At 40.9% G+C, this 16,533-nt stretch carries 18 protein-coding genes and 2 pseudogenes; 1 reads left to right on the top strand and 19 read right to left on the bottom strand.

The window, feature by feature from the left end:
- Positions 1 to 19 precede the first annotated feature (19 nt).
- Both BBA02S_RS02010 and BBA02S_RS02005 read right to left on the bottom strand, forming a co-directional pair.
- Positions 20 to 897: pseudogene (locus BBA02S_RS02010) on the bottom strand (tyrosine-type recombinase/integrase); the annotation flags it as partial.
- Positions 898 to 1,048: 151 nt separating this feature from the next.
- Positions 1,049 to 1,888, bottom strand: a complete 840-nt coding sequence (locus tag BBA02S_RS02005; protein WP_041096023.1) for a LysR family transcriptional regulator — start codon at positions 1,886 to 1,888, stop codon at positions 1,049 to 1,051.
- Between the two features lie 125 nt (positions 1,889 to 2,013).
- Here BBA02S_RS02005 and BBA02S_RS02000 point away from each other — a divergent pair, with 125 nt between their 5' ends.
- Entirely contained in the window at positions 2,014 to 2,754 is a 741-nt protein-coding gene (locus BBA02S_RS02000; RefSeq protein WP_041113597.1) for an SDR family NAD(P)-dependent oxidoreductase, read from the top strand.
- A gap of 82 nt (positions 2,755 to 2,836) precedes the next feature.
- Here BBA02S_RS02000 and BBA02S_RS01995 read toward each other — a convergent pair whose 3' ends face one another.
- The 17 genes and pseudogenes from BBA02S_RS01995 to BBA02S_RS01920 form a co-directional block, all read right to left on the bottom strand.
- On the bottom strand, positions 2,837 to 3,787 hold the full coding sequence (locus BBA02S_RS01995) for a sensor domain-containing diguanylate cyclase (protein WP_041113598.1): 951 nt from the start codon (positions 3,785 to 3,787) through the stop codon (positions 2,837 to 2,839).
- 278 nt (positions 3,788 to 4,065) lie between these two features.
- Complete coding sequence (locus tag BBA02S_RS01990) at positions 4,066 to 5,280, bottom strand: hypothetical protein (RefSeq protein ID WP_052477283.1); 1,215 nt, start codon at positions 5,278 to 5,280, stop codon at positions 4,066 to 4,068.
- 35 nt (positions 5,281 to 5,315) lie between these two features.
- Entirely contained in the window at positions 5,316 to 5,966 is a 651-nt protein-coding gene (locus BBA02S_RS01985; RefSeq protein WP_041113599.1) for a glyoxalase/bleomycin resistance/dioxygenase family protein, read from the bottom strand.
- A 33-nt stretch (positions 5,967 to 5,999) separates the two neighbouring features.
- Positions 6,000 to 6,629, bottom strand: a complete 630-nt coding sequence (locus BBA02S_RS01980; RefSeq protein ID WP_041113600.1) for an immunity protein Imm33 domain-containing protein — start codon at positions 6,627 to 6,629, stop codon at positions 6,000 to 6,002.
- A gap of 90 nt (positions 6,630 to 6,719) precedes the next feature.
- Complete coding sequence (locus BBA02S_RS01975; RefSeq protein WP_041113601.1) at positions 6,720 to 7,238, bottom strand: GNAT family N-acetyltransferase; 519 nt, start codon at positions 7,236 to 7,238, stop codon at positions 6,720 to 6,722.
- Between the two features lie 312 nt (positions 7,239 to 7,550).
- Positions 7,551 to 7,634 carry a putative holin-like toxin gene (locus tag BBA02S_RS21495; protein ID WP_223663945.1) on the bottom strand — a complete coding sequence of 28 codons (84 nt, stop codon included), beginning with the start codon at positions 7,632 to 7,634 and terminating at the stop codon, positions 7,551 to 7,553.
- A gap of 205 nt (positions 7,635 to 7,839) precedes the next feature.
- Entirely contained in the window at positions 7,840 to 8,310 is a 471-nt protein-coding gene (locus tag BBA02S_RS01970; protein WP_041113602.1) for a DinB family protein, read from the bottom strand.
- A 39-nt stretch (positions 8,311 to 8,349) separates the two neighbouring features.
- Positions 8,350 to 8,784 (bottom strand): VOC family protein, encoded by a 435-nt coding sequence (locus BBA02S_RS01965; RefSeq protein ID WP_041113603.1) that lies wholly within the window; start codon positions 8,782 to 8,784, stop codon positions 8,350 to 8,352.
- Positions 8,785 to 8,876: 92 nt separating this feature from the next.
- Positions 8,877 to 9,293 carry a hypothetical protein gene (locus BBA02S_RS01960; protein ID WP_041096031.1) on the bottom strand — a complete coding sequence of 139 codons (417 nt, stop codon included), beginning with the start codon at positions 9,291 to 9,293 and terminating at the stop codon, positions 8,877 to 8,879.
- Between the two features lie 128 nt (positions 9,294 to 9,421).
- Positions 9,422 to 9,781, bottom strand: coding sequence for a DUF7674 family protein (locus BBA02S_RS01955; RefSeq protein WP_041096032.1), 360 nt, complete (start codon positions 9,779 to 9,781; stop codon positions 9,422 to 9,424).
- A 175-nt stretch (positions 9,782 to 9,956) separates the two neighbouring features.
- Positions 9,957 to 10,474 (bottom strand): annotated as a pseudogene (locus BBA02S_RS01950) (DUF2199 domain-containing protein).
- Between the two features lie 195 nt (positions 10,475 to 10,669).
- The gene (locus BBA02S_RS01945; protein WP_041096034.1) at positions 10,670 to 11,281 is read right to left on the bottom strand and encodes a C39 family peptidase; all 612 of its coding nucleotides are present in this window, start codon (positions 11,279 to 11,281) and stop codon (positions 10,670 to 10,672) included.
- A 58-nt stretch (positions 11,282 to 11,339) separates the two neighbouring features.
- Entirely contained in the window at positions 11,340 to 12,569 is a 1,230-nt protein-coding gene (locus BBA02S_RS01940; protein ID WP_041096035.1) for an MFS transporter, read from the bottom strand.
- A 284-nt stretch (positions 12,570 to 12,853) separates the two neighbouring features.
- Positions 12,854 to 13,417 carry a hypothetical protein gene (locus BBA02S_RS01935; protein ID WP_156141451.1) on the bottom strand — a complete coding sequence of 188 codons (564 nt, stop codon included), beginning with the start codon at positions 13,415 to 13,417 and terminating at the stop codon, positions 12,854 to 12,856.
- A gap of 182 nt (positions 13,418 to 13,599) precedes the next feature.
- Positions 13,600 to 14,307, bottom strand: a complete 708-nt coding sequence (locus tag BBA02S_RS01930) for a potassium channel family protein (protein ID WP_041096037.1) — start codon at positions 14,305 to 14,307, stop codon at positions 13,600 to 13,602.
- 270 nt (positions 14,308 to 14,577) lie between these two features.
- Positions 14,578 to 15,789, bottom strand: a complete 1,212-nt coding sequence (locus BBA02S_RS01925) for an S-layer homology domain-containing protein (RefSeq protein WP_255211739.1) — start codon at positions 15,787 to 15,789, stop codon at positions 14,578 to 14,580.
- Positions 15,790 to 16,079: 290 nt separating this feature from the next.
- Positions 16,080 to 16,529, bottom strand: a complete 450-nt coding sequence (locus BBA02S_RS01920; protein ID WP_041113606.1) for a GNAT family N-acetyltransferase — start codon at positions 16,527 to 16,529, stop codon at positions 16,080 to 16,082.
- Positions 16,530 to 16,533 lie beyond the last annotated feature (4 nt).

The following is a 16,533-nucleotide window of genomic DNA, read 5'->3' as shown; positions in this document are numbered from 1 at the left end:
ACCCTTGTAAAACACTATTCATATTCCTTATAAGGTCTAATACACTTTGATATTTTAGAGGTTTCCCAAAATAAGATTCTTTGAGATTTATAAATATATAATCATGCTCTAAATCTTCTCCATATTCATGAACTAAATAATCGGTATATAAAGCCATTAATTCCTTGCTAACATCGATTGTTCGTTCTTTTCTAAGCTTAATATAAGCCCCGTTTTCATTACGATCTCTTGGTGTGATATTAATTAGATTATCCCAAGTAGAAATATCTTCGACACGAAGGGATAATACCTCTCCCATGCGAAGTCCTCTTTCATACATAAGCATAATAAGTAACTTATCTCTTTTTGTATGACACGCATCAATTATTGCTTTAACTTGTTCGTGATCTAAAACTTGTACAAGCTTTTTTTGACCCTAAGTTTTAAAATATTTTTTTGATAAGATTTTCCTTTAGAAATATGGTGAAGAAACCCCTTAAAATTTCTTCCCCTCGCTTCTTTAGTCATGTCTATAGCTTTAAAATCTCCTGTACGATTTAAATACTCTAAAAAACTAGTAACAGCATTAAGTATGGCATTAACAGATGTTTCTTCTCTTTTAGCCTTCTTTGGTTGTAAATCTATTACCTTTACATCCCCCGCTGGATTTCTTAACCATCCAACAAAGTTTGACATTTCTTCGAATTTTAAATCCTCTAATCCAATTCCTCTCTGGCTCATAAATTCATAAAACAACTTGAGATGATAACAGTATGTTTTAATCGTATTTGGTGCTTTCCCTGTATTATCTAAGTACTTTATATATATCTTAACCGGTTCTATCACTTCAAAATTTTTGTCTAGTAGTATGTATAATGGATATGGTTTTTCCTCCACAACTACTTTTTGAACTTTCATTTCCCCACCACCATCAAATACTTTAACTACTATAAATAATACCTATATATATATTCATTAGTTAAAGTATTGAAATTAAAAAATCCTAAACTTTGAGTACTTAGAGTACTCTAGTTTAGGATATTATGTTTAAAAATTCATTGGAAAATTGTCATCTCTGTAAAAAGCGAATGAATTTTTTTATGCTTTGCGGCTGCTGCTTTCTTTGCTTGATTATAAAATCAACGTTCATGGTTTCAGGCAGCTCTTTAGATTGAAGGGCTTGTAATTCCTTTCGGCTGTGGACTACATCCGCTGGCACGATGCTGATGCCGAGTCCGTCATGAACTGCCTGTAAAATAGATTCGAGCGAATCGAGTTCCAGGATCGCCGGTTCATAAAAATTGCTGTCTTTGGAAAAATCCAATACTTTCTTTCTGTACAGGCAATTTGTATCGCTATTGACAATTAGGGTTTGACCATGCTGCTTTCTTAGCGGATGGTGTTTAGGTGAAATGAGTACCGGCTTCTCCGTGTAACTGTAAACACTCTCGAACTGTGAGCGGTTATATGTTCCGCTGATAAACGCCCCATCAAGTTCCCCATAGGATAGCATTTCCTGCAGCTTTTGCCTGTCACTGGTTCTTGCTTTGACCTCTATGCTTTGATGTTCTTTCAAAAACGCAGACAACAGCTGAGGGATTTTTACGGCAGCAATCGTTTGCGGAGCACCTATTGTTAAAGTTTCCTTCCATTTTCGGGGATTAACGAATGATTTTGCCTCCTCCATCAGCAGGATAATTTGATGAGTATACTCCAGTAAGGTGCTTCCTTCCTTAGTTAGCGTGATCCCTCTATTATTGCGTGTAAATAATTTCACGCCTAATTCATCCTCCAACCCCTTCATTCGCTGACTGACGTTCGGCTGTCCATAGCCTAACTTTTCAGCGGCTTTAGAGATGGATTGCAGCTCAGCAACCTGTTTAAACATTCTTAAATCCTGGCTTTCCAAAGGTCATCTCCCCTTCATTGATATCATTTAAAATGATACCCGCTTCATTATTAAGTATTATACTCTTCTCGTGCTTCAAAATATAATAAAAGCAGCATTCATCCAACAAGGAAAGAAGGAGTTCGATGAGATTAAGAGATAAAGTGGTTTTGATCACTGGGGGCGGCACGGGCGTTGGAAGAGCAACCGCTTTGAAGCTGGCAGCGGAAGGAGCCAAAGTAGCGATTAATTACAGCCGGTCTGAAAAAGAAGCCGCTGAAGTTGTCAACGAGATTATGCAGCTAGGGGGAACGGCTCATGCTTATCGAGCAAACGTGGCCGCAGAGCAAGAAGTGAAGAAGTTAGTATCCGATGTGGCCGCTTCTTTTGGAACAATCAATGGTTTAGTAAACAATGCGAGCATGACAGCTCAGATAGTTATGGATGACTTAGACGCTGTAACAGATGAAGTGTGGGACTCCCTTTTCCGCGTAAATGTCAAAGGAATGTTTCATTGTGTGAAAGCTGTAGTCCCTTATATGAAAAAACAGCAGTCAGGTGTGATTGTTAATATGGGCAGCGTGGCAGGAATGACCGGAATCGGCTCCTCTATCCCCTATGCAGCGACAAAAGCGGCCATTCATGCTATGACAAGATCATTAGCCATTGCCTTGGCTCCTCATATCCGAGTGAACAGCATTGCTCCTGGTGCCATCGACACCAGATGGTGGGCAGGGAATGAAGAAAAGATGTATGAGCTTGCCGGTAATTTGCCGTTGCAGAGAATTTCAACACCGGACGACATCGCAGAGGCTATTCTTTTTCAGTTAAGCCAAGGCTCTGTTACCGGCCAAATATTTGTTATTGACAACGGCCAGACACTTTAACTATCCGTCCTTTTCAAAGCCGGAGCTGAGATCAGATGAAAAAGCCATCGTCTGTTCAAGACGATGGCTTTCGTTTCCTTTATCACACTGGCTGTTTTCGCTCGCCTTTATTCTGATACATATTTTTGTCTGCTTCGGAAAATAGTTCGGCAATCTGCCCAATGGAGTGCGGAGAAAAAGCAGTGCCGACAGACAGTTGAATATTTATCTGAGACTGGCGGTTATTATGGCTGTTTATCTTCTCTAACAGGTGATTGGCTAATTTATTTATTTCCGCCGCCGTTGTGCCGGTTACAAAGAGAATAAACTCGTCACCGCCGATACGGGCAACTGTAACAGCGGGAGAGGAAAGCTGATCCAATAGCTCTGCTGCGGCTTTAATAAGGACGTCTCCTGCTTTATGTCCATAATGGTCATTAATCGATTTTAAGTTGTCCAGATCGCACACGATCATTCCAACCGGCGCGTTAACTTGTTCATCGAATTTGAGGAATAGCGATTCGAGATAGGCCCGGTTATATAAATCTGTTAAAATGTCGTGATGGAGCCGGTACTCCAAGTCCTGCTGCAGCTTTACTTTCTCGTCTATATTCCTCATAATGCCTTGGACAGCTATCAGTTCTTCGCTGTCATAAATAGGGGTGGCGTATTCTTCAAACCACCTGTAGGCTCCAGTATGATCTTTCCAGCGCTGTAGGAGAATTTGATTATAATCCAGCTCCCCTGTTATTTTCTTGCATAAATTCTCGTAGTCATCGGGGTGGATTTTTTCAAAAGGAGCATAAGCGTCTTTAAAGGATTGCTGAATTGTTCCTGGCCCCATCACTCTGTCAAGGGAGGGGCTGATATATTTAAATCGCAATTTAGGCTTCACTTCAAAATGGTAAATGACGTCTTTTGAGCTTTCCACTAATTGAAAGATGGTTTGTTCACTTTCCGCTTTTGTTTGCTGTCTTTTTTTGTTTAACTGAAGGAGAAGGGCTGTTATTAGACTGCCTGCAGCTAACCCTCCCAAGAAATATAATGACCACATTATCAGTTCTCCTGCTTTGCAGTATATTGAAAGATGAACTTGCAACGGTTCATCTTTCCCTTAGGTAAAATGGTATTGATAGCGCTTTCAATTGATTTCTATAAGCTGCTCTTAGCTTCCTTCTGTTCATAAGAAAAGAAAGACTTATATTTTTTTCCATTAGGCGTTTATATTACAATAAATAAGAAGATAAAACAATAGATTTTAGGTAATTGATAACAGGTATTTAGAACTAAAGTGGTACAAAAGCAAGAAAGTGAACAAGTTGAATGATTTATTCAAGGGTGGCTCGGTGATTTTCTGATCGTATCCTGATTCATAATGTCTGATATGTTAAATCGGTATTCATTCGGCAATTTGTCCGCTTTCCGCGAGATTTCGGCCCTCATGCTTTTCCGTCCCTTGATGACGATCTCTTCCTTTTGTATGAGTAATTGTCCAAAGCTGTACGGTGCCCAAAAGGTGTTGATGAAATTGATAGGAACCACCTTTGATTGATTGGAACGCAAATCTGTTAATTGGAGCTTATATTCCGCTTTCGTCAGATGATCCTTAGGAATAGTGTAAATAATCTCCGCTAAATAGTTTTTATTCTGTTTAAACATGTACACTAAATCGATATCTGTGCCTTTTTCTTGTATGAAGTGGATAACCTTTTCTATTTTTGCCTTTTCCAAGTGGTCAAAATCAGCTATTAGCCTTAAGCCATCGCAAATGCTGTCAAATACCAGCTGCGCCTTCCCCTCCTGATCCCTCAAGTGATAGTCAGTTAAATCGATGGCGGAATAGGTGTACTGACACCATTCATCTATTGCGATCTCTTGCTTTGCGTCCTCGAGCGTTTCACCGATACTCACATAAATTTCATCATAGCCGGGCAGTTTAATGTCCGCTCTCCTAAGCAAATGGCTAAATAATTCTGAATAGATATAATCAAAGGGCGCCAGGCAGTTTGGCGGACCGTCCACCCTTACACCTATAAGCCTTTTAGTTAAAGGCTGAGGATTTATGGAACGACTGTACATGAAGCAATCCGCCCTCTTGATCCGATTATGAAATGTAATTTCTTTTTCCTTTTGGGCGTAGGCCTTTAATTCTTTCAGATCCTTAGGGATAAATGTTAAAGACGCTTTATAGTCATCAAGAAGCTGCTCTTTGTGGTAGTCCGCAGGTGGTTGGCTTTCGATTGAGCGAACCTTATTGATCGCTTCCTCCACTTTGAGCAGCGCAGTTTGGAAATCCTTCATGTTTAATTTTCTGCTGTCTGTAAAGTCCATAGCCACTTCTACTTCAGCCATTGTTTTATATAGCGTTTTTAGTTTTAATTTTCTCGTTTTGGGCGGATGGTTAATGAATCGCACGAGAATGCATTCAAAGGCAGTTCCGTGAAACTTGCCGATCAGATGCTCATTTAAGAAAGTATCAAGCAGGTCCAGCGAGGCACTTTTTGCCTCCTTATTCTTAAAGTCTTTATACTTCACTAGAAATCTCATATAAGCCTCCACAGTAAATCATCAATGATTCATAATTAAAAGTTCCGGATCGTTCCTCTATCTGTTTTAACGATAACTGGAGCGATGATGCCTGGTTTATTGGAAAATATCCACCTTCTTCCTACAGGGCCGATAATAAGATAATTGCCATCTTCATACTCCCCCATAAAGTTTAGATACTTTTCATAGTAAAGCGGCTCGTTATTGCGCGGGGGAATGGCCAAGTCCAGCAGTTCATCAAGCTGCTTTTTCGTTTCATTGGTTGGCACGCCCATTTCGCTGACTCCTGCTATATGGCACGGAGCAAATTGGTCAGCTGCCGCTTCAGGCGTTGTTTCTGTTCTGGCAATGTATTCAACGATGTTGCCAGCTGGATCTTCAAAATAAAAAGCATGAGCCTTTGCTCCATCAAAGTAGATTTCATCCGCTCCGTCCTCCGTCAGCAACGGTACCTTCTTCGCCATCCATTGCTTGGCCGATGAGAAAAGATTTGGCGGAATGTTGAAAGCAAAATGATAATAATAGGCATGTTCTTCATCTCTATGTAAGGTGAAACGGCTGCTTCCAACTTGGAAATGAGCCGTTTCAGCGGTTTCTGAGACACAATCAAATGCTAAGACATGTTTATAAAATGACAAGCTTTCCTCATAATTCGGAATGTAAAGTTCAATTTGTTCAATATTCATTTGCTTCTCCCCTTGTTTCAGCTTGAAAATTCCTCATTTACTTAAGTAGCTATCCCAATTATAATCTTCAATCTGGTAAAAGTCTCCTCTATCATCTCTTTCATAAGCACATAACGGAGGCTCCTCAATAAAAACTAAAATAGAATCATCTATATTTAAAATCACGCCGATGGAAAGAACTTGAAAGTTTTCCGGATCGCTGAGAAATTCATCCTCTTCATAGCCGCTTAAGATGGACCAGCCGGAATCCATCTCTTCCGCAGGATCGTCTCTTAACATAAAGTTAAATTCGCCTTTTTCGAGGACATCCCTGCTTACAATTACCTTTGTGTCAAAATAAATATCCCAGTCGGATGCAGCGGGGTCCTCATATTCGGTATCGCAAATGTTTTCCACGCCGAATGACATCTCCGTGCCGGCCTCCAAGGGCAAACGGCAAGGCTGATTTTCCAGCTTGCCAATGAACGTTTCCCCGTTCATTTGGATAATCTCCACCCACATTCTTTCTGCATGAAACCCGTCTTCCGCCACTTCTTCCGCCGCAAAAATTAACTTAACCAAATCTCCCGCCTTCAGCTTCTCCAAAACATGCAAACTAGGAAGGTAAAACGTATAGGGAGACTCCTTATTCCGCTCATAAACATTTTCTAAATACCAGGCCACTTGGCATTCCTCTCCTTTGATTGATGATGCTTTTTAGCTGTAGCTTGCTTAGGGTTTTTCATCTTTTTTCCAGTATAGTGCCTCATTAGTTTAACCAGACAAACTAGTCAAAGCATAATAAATGAAATGTAACTGCTGCCCATTCATTTCGAACGTTTCGCTGCCGGTCGCTATTCTCTTAAATCCGTTTTTTTCTAAAACCTTTTGAGAAGCTATATTATTAGCTGTTGTTTTCGCTTGAATCTGTTTTATGCCTTTCGCCTTTACTGTTTCTATTAATAATTTCAATGCTTGATTAGCAATCCCTTTTCCCGTATGTTTTTGCCCCACCCTATAACCGACATGAGCGGCTGTATGAGATTTATCAATATCTACTAAATTGATTCTGCCTAAAATGGAATGATCTTTGCCTTTAATTAAGTAGAAATAGGAACCCCCCTGAGCTTGTTCCTCAAGTAAAGCCTCATGTCTCTTGTTAAACATCTCAGGGATGTAGTAGTCCTCTCCGCGAGCAGGCACCATTTGTTCAAAAAATGCTCTGTTTTCAAGCTCAAATTGATATAAGGCTTCCGCATCTGCCGCCTGTAATCTGTCAAGATATATTTCCATGTATAGTGGCCCCCATTTCTTTTTTAAAAGATTCTTCTTCAATGATTCTGCTTCGTCAGCTTACGTGTATTAAAGCGATGGAAGAGCATATAAAGGCTGATCGGACAGTCTGAAATTAGCTGAAGCCGTAATCCAATGTTTTCAAATTTTTATCAATAGGGTATAATGAGAATAGAGTAACGTACCTTAAAAAAGACCGTTTCGATGCGGGAACATCAAAACGGTCATCCAATAGCAGGTTCCCTTTTGGGGATCGGCACCTTTATAGGCATTTGCTAAAACCGCCCAGAGCCTCCAATCTCAAGGGCGGTTTTAGTCTTTTTTATGGAACGACAGAACGGACACAATGAGACTTGCAAACGCAAGCGCAATCATTAATGATTCGTACACTGTCATATGGCATCACCTCCCTCCTACCGGGAGAGTGTGCCGGCCACCCTTGAGAAAACCTATGCTATTGTTGTCCTCATTATAGCATTTTTCTAATGGGAACGTCTGTTTCTAAATGAAATTGATGAAAAATACCCTGTGAGCCGATAGGGCACCATTCATAAAAAAGAGGCCAGCGCTGAACACAGTCTATGTGCCTAAGCAGCTCCTGTTACTTCACTAAAGGCAAGACCTGTTTTATTTGCTCAAAGTGATGCAGATCATGTTCGGCCAGCCCTTTAAAGTATTCGTACAAAGATACACTGGCGGTTCCGATTGTGTAGTTTACTTCCCAGCCGTCATCAGGCAATTCATCAATGGCTTGATAAAGGGCTTCTCTTACAGAGACAAAGCGGCTGATGGTCTCTTGTTGTTGCTGTTGCCTGCTCATAGAAGCTGATTGTGCATTGATTGCTTGAACGTCCGGGCTTTCTGGAAATTCGCATTCTGAGGACAAATAAGGCAAACGCTTCTGCAGCACAAACTCATCCCAAGGTGTGAGGTGGCCTATAATTTCCGCTGCCGTCCATTTTCCTTCATTGATCGGAGCTCTCCAATCCTTTTCGCTTAGAGAGTGCAAGGACTGAACAAACGCTATCGAACCTAATTGATGCTGGAGAATTTCTTGCTTCCACTTATTCACTAAGCCACCTCCATACTGTGATAGCTTCTTTTTTAGAACCTAAAATGTATTTCGCATTTGACCTATAACATCATCGAAAGACTTTTCTCTGTTTATCCCCATTGAAAGGGTGATTAGGTATCCATCCGGATCTTTTAATATCAGCTCACGGGCGTTCCAAGGACGGTCAACAGGCCCCTCTATAATGATAGCATGAGCCCGACTGGCGTTTTTGAAATATACATCTACCTCTTGCACCGATAAGTTTAAGACGATTCCCTTCCCGTTAGCTTCCTTATCATGCGGCTCTGGAGCGGATACTAATAATATGTCCTGATACTTGCTTCCGCGGATGTGGGCCATTATAGGCTGTCCATCTTTTCCCGGCCACTCAAACACCGATTTGAAATGAAGAACCTCTTTATACCAGGAAAGAGAGTTCTCCATGTGACTGACAGACAGTTTAACAAACAAAGGCATAGGATAAAATTCCATTGTGCTTCCCTCCATAAGTAAGATACGTAAAAGATAAGCTATTACGCAGCGGGAGGGTCAAGCGGTTGTTTTTTGAGCTTTTCTGGAGTTCATTAATTATCTATTAAGTTATTCTGAAGGATATAGCCTTTTTCCCAGGTACCTATAAGCAAAAATTGATCCGCCGTGCTGAATTCCACGAAGCATGCAGAAGGAACCTTCTCTATGGTCATCACCTCTAATTGCGGGCTATTCAAAATAACCACCCAATCATTATAGGCAATAACTAACAGTTTTCCATCGTTCGATAAAGTGGCTTGACAATAATATGGAGGAAGTCCATTCCTGCTGGAAAGGGGTAACTGTATTCTGTTTATCACTTTTGTTAAATCAGAACTTAATAAGCTCACTTCATGTCTATTGATCAGTATGTAAGTATCTGAAGAAGTATGAAAGAATACTGCGTCCCAAGTAAGATTTTCCAAAGGGCGGATTACTTCAATAGAATGATCTGCTTCCCTTACTCTCAATATTGAATACTCTTATTGAATTTTGTTTGAAAAGAGAGGAGTCTTACTGCCTTTCATATAAGTATGTTTGCATTAAAAAATGAATAATAAAGTTGATGGATTCTTATTCAACTAAGGCGCCCAATCATTCAATATCTGCCCCAAAACTTTTCAATTTCATCTGAGGCTTTCCTTGTTTCAGCCCCCATATATTTATATGCAGTTTGTAATAATTTCTTGGAGTCGCCAAGCCGTGCGAGAATCGTAACACTTAATAAGTCTTTAACATCCTGATCACCTTGAGTTGCCATTCTCTCAAAGAAATGAAATAAATCTTTCATCTTGTCTATATCCTGCTCTTCACTAATTAACTCAATAAAATAATCATCACATTCACCAAAGAATACATGATTTAAAACTTCCCCATTAAACTCAATATGTTCCTGCAATAAAGGCTTATACTCCTTGAACTCTTCAGTAAAGTGCTTGGTTAAATCATTGTAATTCATTTTTTCCTCCAAGTTCTAAAACGTGTGTAATCATTATCATTCTATGAAGCGGATCGGTTCTCCTTCGTCACCTAACCTGCCCATTTAGTGAGAGAAGGATTTTTAAACAACTATATCATTAATTACAAGCGGCTTATGCCGCGCTCAAGAGCATACTGGGCAAAATGTAGCGTGCTTACTCCGTCATGCATAACTCTTCGGCTATTTGTTTTATGCGCTCTACTGTTATGCCTTCTCTTTGTTCTACGGCTAAGGGATGTTCAGTTGGCTCTAATTCAATAGAAGGACTGAATCCAACAGGACGAGTATGGACCCTTGTTTTTAAATTGATGGTTTCTGGATAACAGGAAAGGACAGTGGATAACCAGCCAAACATCGGTTCTAGCTTCTGCTCCCTTCCCTCTGCTTCCCAATGGTCTATAGTTGCTGAAAGCTGTTTTCACTTAATGATACCCAAACATCCCAAATAAATGGCCCTTCTCCATCTACTACAGGAATTTCAATGCATCCGCGAACAAAAAAATACTCCTCATCAATGATGCAGAGATCTTCGTTCATCTCTATTCTTTCCTCTTGTTCCTCTAATGGTATTTCATAACAATAGTCAGGAACTGGTCTTCCATAGCTCATTGGAAGTTCATTATGATAGTTTCCACAGCATCGGCATGTATACCCTTGTTGATAATGACTCATTATATCTCCTCCGCAAGAACGTTACTTTACAAAATTAGTCTAGCATGAAAACAGGCGGTTAGATTCATTGACGGTGTTGAACGATCTTTATAACATAAGCAAAAAAGAGACCAGAATATACGCCGAATGGAAGAATGTTCCTTGTCTCTTTTTTTGTAAAAGGTGCTGTTAGCTTCTTTGATGGATGTTTACTAACTACCCTAATTGAATCAAAATCCCCCGCTGGGCATAAAAACGTGCAAAAACTGCCTCGTTTAGACGAACCTGTTCCTGGCTGGCACGCGTATCTCCTGAAGGGTTATGAAAGATGACTTCCCGGCGCTCTTTGTCCCGCCCAAAAACGTACACCAGGTGCCCTCCCGGATGAGGAGGGATTTTCTCCGGGGTTCGTATGCTCGGATGAACAGAAGCAATAAATACATGCTCCTGCTCCAGCCACCTGCACACATCTTCTACCGGCGTATGCTCCTTTACCTCCGCCTGCAGCCCAAATACATCCGCAATAAATTGGACAAAGGGGCGATAAATTAATCCTTTAATCCCCCCATCTTCATTGACAACGTAGCCGCCGTATTCCCGGCATTCTTTCATAAGGGCAATGGTGGGGATCACTTGTTTTCTTTGCTGGGCAAGAAGCATTTTCAAACAGGCCATTCCGCACATATGCGGACTCCATTCTGCGTATTCGTCCGGATCGGAGGCACCAGATAGATGCCATAAAGGATCGTCCGAAGGGTGCAGCTTTCCTGATAAAAAGGCTGAAACTAAGTCGCGGGATTCCCACTGGGCAAAATAAGGAACGGTCATTGTCTGGATTCTCCTCTCTTTACATCCGCCGATTCATCGGCTTTGAGAATGCGGTGTGTTATTCTTTGCTTGATTTAGCATGTTCAAAAAGCTCCTGCCTGTTAACGAAAGCCAGCAAAAAAGAAGCGAGAAAAAGAGCGGTCGCCATTAAAAAAGTGATACGGACGCCGTAACGTTCAGTGATAAATCCCAATAACAGCGAGGAAATGCCGAAAGCTCCATAAATTAATGTGCCTCTTGCGGAATACACCTTCGCCAGCAGCCCTTCCCTTGCGTTTTGTTGGATAAGGGTCACTTCTGCGACATCACGCGCCATTTGCGGCAGTCCATAGAGCAAAGATACGAACAAGGCGAACCAGGCCAGAGAGGTCATGCCGAACAACAAAGTAAGGGCGGTTAAGCAGAGCGAAGACCACATAACCGTCTGGCCCAAACGGCTCTTTAACGCTTGCGAATAACGGTAAACGAGCACTCCGCCGATGAGCATTCCGCCAAAGAACGACGCATTGATCATCCCCCACCAAACCTCTGTTTTGTGAAGCGCCTGCTCCACATATATAAATAAAATAGCCGCAATCCATACACCGCTTGCCAACGTTTCCAATACGTTCATCAAGCTGACCGTCCGTAATGGCTTCGTCTTCCAGATAAGGTGCCAGCCTTCTTTTACTGCTGCTAATTTATTAGAGGTTGTTTCCCGCTGTTTGTGAATCGTTTGATCCTTGATAAAGAACATCAGCAGGGAAGAAAGAGTAAACAAGCTCCAAGTGAACCAAAGAAGAACGGGGCCTCCCCACAGAATGAAAAATAAGCTGCCGATCGGCCAGGCAATTAACTGGGTGATTTGGTCGGAAATCGCTAAGAGACTATTGGCTTTGATTAGCTTCTCCTCTTTTACAAGATTAGGAACGAGCGCATTTCGTGCAGGCGAAGCCCATCCATCCAAAAAAGAAATGCCTGCAATCAGCACGTACAAACACCAAATCATTTCTTGTTCAAGCTGCAGAGAAAATAAGCATAAAACCAACAGCAAAACCGTTTTCCCAAGCTGGGAGTAAAACAAAATCGGCTTTAATGGATATTGATCAATGACGATCGGCGCCAAGATTCCGCTTACAAGCGCGGTCATCGTAATCACAAACGGCACAAGAGACATAAAAGTAACCGACTGGGTCACCTTATACACCATCGTTAGTAAACTGACAGTATATAAAACATCCCCAAGGTTCGCCAGCATTTGCCCAACCCAAAGAAAACGAAAGGATGTTTCGTTTTTGTATGAAGACATAGATATCCCTCACCTCTTATTTATTTTTTTGTGATTTTTAAGAGTAAGGGATCTTTCTACATCGGATAGCCTCCTGTTAATGAAAGGAATATGTATTGAAGCTCAAGAAAGAAAAAAGGCGAGTAAAGCAACGTATAAAGTTAGAATTGTCTGTTTGTCTACTGTTATATTTCTCTTTCTGTAATATATTACCACAAAAGAAGCGGCGTGTATTTATCTTTAGCTGATGATAAAAAAATCGGCTCTTCCGCGTTTCTTTTTAAGTTGTCACAGATAGCGGCTGTTTACTTTGCCTGTTTCTGCATCCATTCCTTGTATTCAAACTCTGTATATTCGTCTGTTTGCACAACGGTCCAATGGTTGTTTTTGAGCTTTAGGGAGATTTCTATTAATACTTCCCCTCCAGCTTCGTCAAAGTCATTGCTTATATAGTTAATGCCGCCATGAACAAGGACAATTGCTTCTTCCTCATTGACGGTTTTAACTTTCATCCGTTCATGACTTTCAATGCTGTAATTGGCATCTATCCACTTCCTGCCGTTATTTAACGACTCTACTTCCTCCTTCTCAACGTTTATCCCTTTTTGAGGATCATCATTTACTTTTAAATCCGGGTACTTATTCCACAAAACAGTAATGTCATTCTGCTGCACCGCCTGCGTGCGGTAATACATATACTGCAGGATCAGTTTGTTATATTTTACCCAATCCGATGGTTCTGGCTCAGCAAAGCCTTTGTCAGTCTCCTCCCTATTCTGGCCGGCTGTATCCTCTGTGTACTGCTGGCAGCCAAATAAAGAACAGATCATCATAATCAGTATGATGCCCGAAAGATAGCTCTTCATCATATCCCCCTTATCAATGTAACGAGGCTGTTTCGGCCTCTCTTCTAGACCAGTATAATGGAAAGTGAAGGTGAGTTAAATATTTACTTTTATGTAAAAAGGGAGGTGGGAAATAAAAAAAGAGCTATTTTATAAGCCCTTCATCTCTGCTGCTACAAGCTGCCCGCTTCACGAAAGAAGCTTCTCTATTGTTGTTCCCGCTGCTTTCTTTTCAAATGCATTTGAATGAGTTCGATATCTTCAACTGATAAATCATCCGTATCCTCTATTGCCTGGATGACCCGAAAGACTTGTTTGTCGTGAGAGCCTTTGCTTCTCTTGCTGAAATAACTTGTAATGGCTGAAGTAAATGTCCCGATAATTCCTATCCCAACAAACATTAAGATAACCGCTAGAAACCGCCCAAGCGGAGTAGAGGGCGAAATGTCTCCATACCCCACCGTTGTGGTTGTTACAATTGCCCACCATAAGGCATCTGCATAGGAATGGATGGACGGCTCTACCATCACAATAGGGATTGGAATGATAAACAATAGGATAATAGCAACAATAAATAATTTATCCAACCCATTGGTTTTGAAAATTTTATATATGGGCGTCAAATAGTGCGAACCGATGCCCAACAGGCGTACAACCCGAAAAAAACGGATAAACCGGGCAGTTCGGAAGAAAGCATCAAACGGGATAATGGCGATGAACTCTAGCGGATGCTTTTTGATGTACTGCCATTTATTTTTTGATCGCAGCAAGCGGATCGTATAATCTAGAACGAAAATAAGCCAAATAATCTGGTCATACATTAAAAGCTTCTTATCATTTGAAAATGCAAAGAAAATCGAAATAATGACAAGAAAGAACATCACTATTTCGTATGCCAGTACATAATTTTTCAAACACACCAACTCCTGTAAATTCCGCGTCAAATCAGGGAACCTTCAAATAGCCTGCGCCAACGGTCACTTTCTATTCATCTGATCTGATCGTTATAGTTCTTCAGGCATATTATATACTCTCCTGCATGCTTTTTTCATTATAAACAAAAAAATCCTCCTGGATGAGAACGTTTTAAGCAGCCTGTCGTTCCTTGATGCTTTACAGAAAAAAGCAGCTAAAAGGAAAGCTCTTCCTTCTAACTGCTTGATGTTGACCTGTCCAGGCAATTTTCACTTTAACGTAGTCATTCCCTTTTCCTCCATGCGTTGGAAGAATGCCGAAATTTGAGCGCGAGTAAGCGGTTCGTTAAAATGATAGTCTTCAAATGTTTTTTCCCCTGTTTTTCCCTCTGAAAGATGATGCTTGTACATAAATCCGACAGCAGAATATGGCCCGTACGGTGCACCTTGAGAAGCGGCAATGACCTGTGCCAATTGTCCGCGTGTGACCGTGCTGTTTTTGCCAGCATCTGTAGAGTACCCTTTCAATGGGAGGTGATACGGTTTAAAGAAGTCATAGTACTGCTGTGCCCGATGTCCGTACGTTGCGCCTGGTTTAAATCCAAAATATTTGGCCGCAATCACAGTTAAATCGGACTCTTTCAGCAAAGAAAGGGGTTGGAAACGTCCATTCTGAAAGCCCTGAATAAGCCCGGTGCGGAAAGCCCAAGTGATATTTCCGCGCGCCCAGTGATCCTTCCGCACATCACGAAATGCAGGATATAGCCAGTTTTCCAGCTTCCAATGCAGCCTTCTTGGATCGTAGCTTAGCTCTGGTGTCCCTCCTGATGTTAAAAAGAAAACACTTCTCATATGCCATCTTGTTTCATCATCAAGCGGGATTCCGTTCACAAACCCATTTTGTGAAAATACATTGGTTTCACCAATCTTCAGCATATCTACAGGCAGTTGTTTATACCAATCTTCAGAATCCGTCATTGAAAATTCATAGATGGTTGTGCCTTGTGGTATTAAGAAATCTTCATTTATCCATAGATCCCCAACCAAATCTGTTGCTTTTGGCTGGCCAAAATGGAAATAGCCATATTGATTGTCCTTGTCCCAAACATCTTCAAAAGCATGGTTTCGCAGCGTTCTCCAAAGCATCGAGCCGTTTTCTGCATCAATGGCTGCCCCTTTTTCCTTTGAAGTATAGGCAGCATAAAAACCGTCTTTTGAAATAATCATATAATCTTTTGTATTGTACGGGCGAGCGATTATGTAATTATCTGTTTTCTCATAAATTTTGCTGAAGCCATATTTCATGTTATTGAAATCAACTGGCTTATGAGTATGCGTATACACAGAAATTCCTGCGCGTTCCCGCAAAATATTGTACACATCAGGCGTTACTTCCCACTCTGGCTTTGAGGAGGGCGTTTCTGCCGCGAATGCAAAGCTTGGGAATAGTAAAGAAAGCGATAAACAAAACAAGATCAACATCTTTTTCAATTATATCTTCTCCTTGTAGCAAGCTTATTTCATTCTACTTGCTTTTCCGAAAAAATGTAATAGTTATTTTTGTATCGGTTCACTCAAGCGTTTACAGGTGATCATACTGTAGAATGATAGACATAAAAAAACACTTTAATGCGGGAACATCAAGCGGCTCCAGGCTATTGACGATACGGCGACATCCCCTGCATCCTGCCTATCTCTCGATTAGCTATTGTCTATCATTATCGCAATGAAGAAACTTCTTTTATTTATATGCTTGGATAGCTGGACGAACATTACCTCTTTATCCATTCATATTGAATATCAGGCAGGTTTTCTTCATTTTCATGTCCCTTCGCTATGATTCTAAACCCATTTTTTTCATAAAACCGTTGGGCATTTTCGTTTATTTCAAATGTATATAGTGTTAAACGACCGTCCGCTTGTGCCTTCGCTTTATTAAGCAATAGTTGCCCAATGCCCATTTTTTGATAATTTACGTGGATATACAGTTGGTTGATTTCCCTGGTGTTATAAGCAATCATGCCAACTACGTGCTCATCGATCAAAGCTAATTCGACCTGATGCTGTTCAGGCAATAGGTGATTTAAAAAGTAAATATGGTTTTCAAAGCTGTGCATGTCTTTTTGCCCGATGGCTTTTTCTTTGCTATCTCTCCACATGTTGACTGTCTGTTCTGCATATTCCGGTTGGTAATCAATGACTTTGATGTGTGGGGAATTCATCTAA

The sequence above is a fragment of the Bacillus badius NBRC 15713 genome, assembly GCF_001591605.1.
Lineage (GTDB): Bacteria > Bacillota > Bacilli > Bacillales > Domibacillaceae > Pseudobacillus > Pseudobacillus badius.
Note: the sequence above shows the minus strand (reverse complement) of the source record. Positions and strands in the feature narration are given on the sequence as shown.

Bases quoted from the DNA above. Each gene is read 5' to 3' on its own strand.
- BBA02S_RS01975 (WP_041113601.1), bottom strand. From the start codon at position 7,238: ATGGAAATATATCTTGACAGATTACAGGCGGCAGATGCGGAAGCCTTA.
- BBA02S_RS01920 (WP_041113606.1), bottom strand. From the start codon at position 16,529: ATGAATTCCCCACACATCAAAGTCATTGATTACCAACCGGAATATGCA.
- BBA02S_RS01945 (WP_041096034.1), bottom strand. From the start codon at position 11,281: ATGACCGTTCCTTATTTTGCCCAGTGGGAATCCCGCGACTTAGTTTCA.
- BBA02S_RS01925 (WP_255211739.1), bottom strand. From the start codon at position 15,789: ATGTTGATCTTGTTTTGTTTATCGCTTTCTTTACTATTCCCAAGCTTT.
- BBA02S_RS01965 (WP_041113603.1), bottom strand. From the start codon at position 8,784: ATGGAATTTTATCCTATGCCTTTGTTTGTTAAACTGTCTGTCAGTCAC.
- BBA02S_RS01955 (WP_041096032.1), bottom strand. From the start codon at position 9,781: ATGAATTACAATGATTTAACCAAGCACTTTACTGAAGAGTTCAAGGAG.
- BBA02S_RS02000 (WP_041113597.1), top strand. From the start codon at position 2,014: ATGAGATTAAGAGATAAAGTGGTTTTGATCACTGGGGGCGGCACGGGC.
- BBA02S_RS21495 (WP_223663945.1), bottom strand. From the start codon at position 7,634: ATGACAGTGTACGAATCATTAATGATTGCGCTTGCGTTTGCAAGTCTC.
- BBA02S_RS01935 (WP_156141451.1), bottom strand. From the start codon at position 13,417: ATGATGAAGAGCTATCTTTCGGGCATCATACTGATTATGATGATCTGT.
- BBA02S_RS01995 (WP_041113598.1), bottom strand. From the start codon at position 3,787: ATGTGGTCATTATATTTCTTGGGAGGGTTAGCTGCAGGCAGTCTAATA.
- BBA02S_RS01940 (WP_041096035.1), bottom strand. From the start codon at position 12,569: ATGTCTTCATACAAAAACGAAACATCCTTTCGTTTTCTTTGGGTTGGG.
- BBA02S_RS01985 (WP_041113599.1), bottom strand. From the start codon at position 5,966: ATGAATATTGAACAAATTGAACTTTACATTCCGAATTATGAGGAAAGC.
- BBA02S_RS01990 (WP_052477283.1), bottom strand. From the start codon at position 5,280: ATGAGATTTCTAGTGAAGTATAAAGACTTTAAGAATAAGGAGGCAAAA.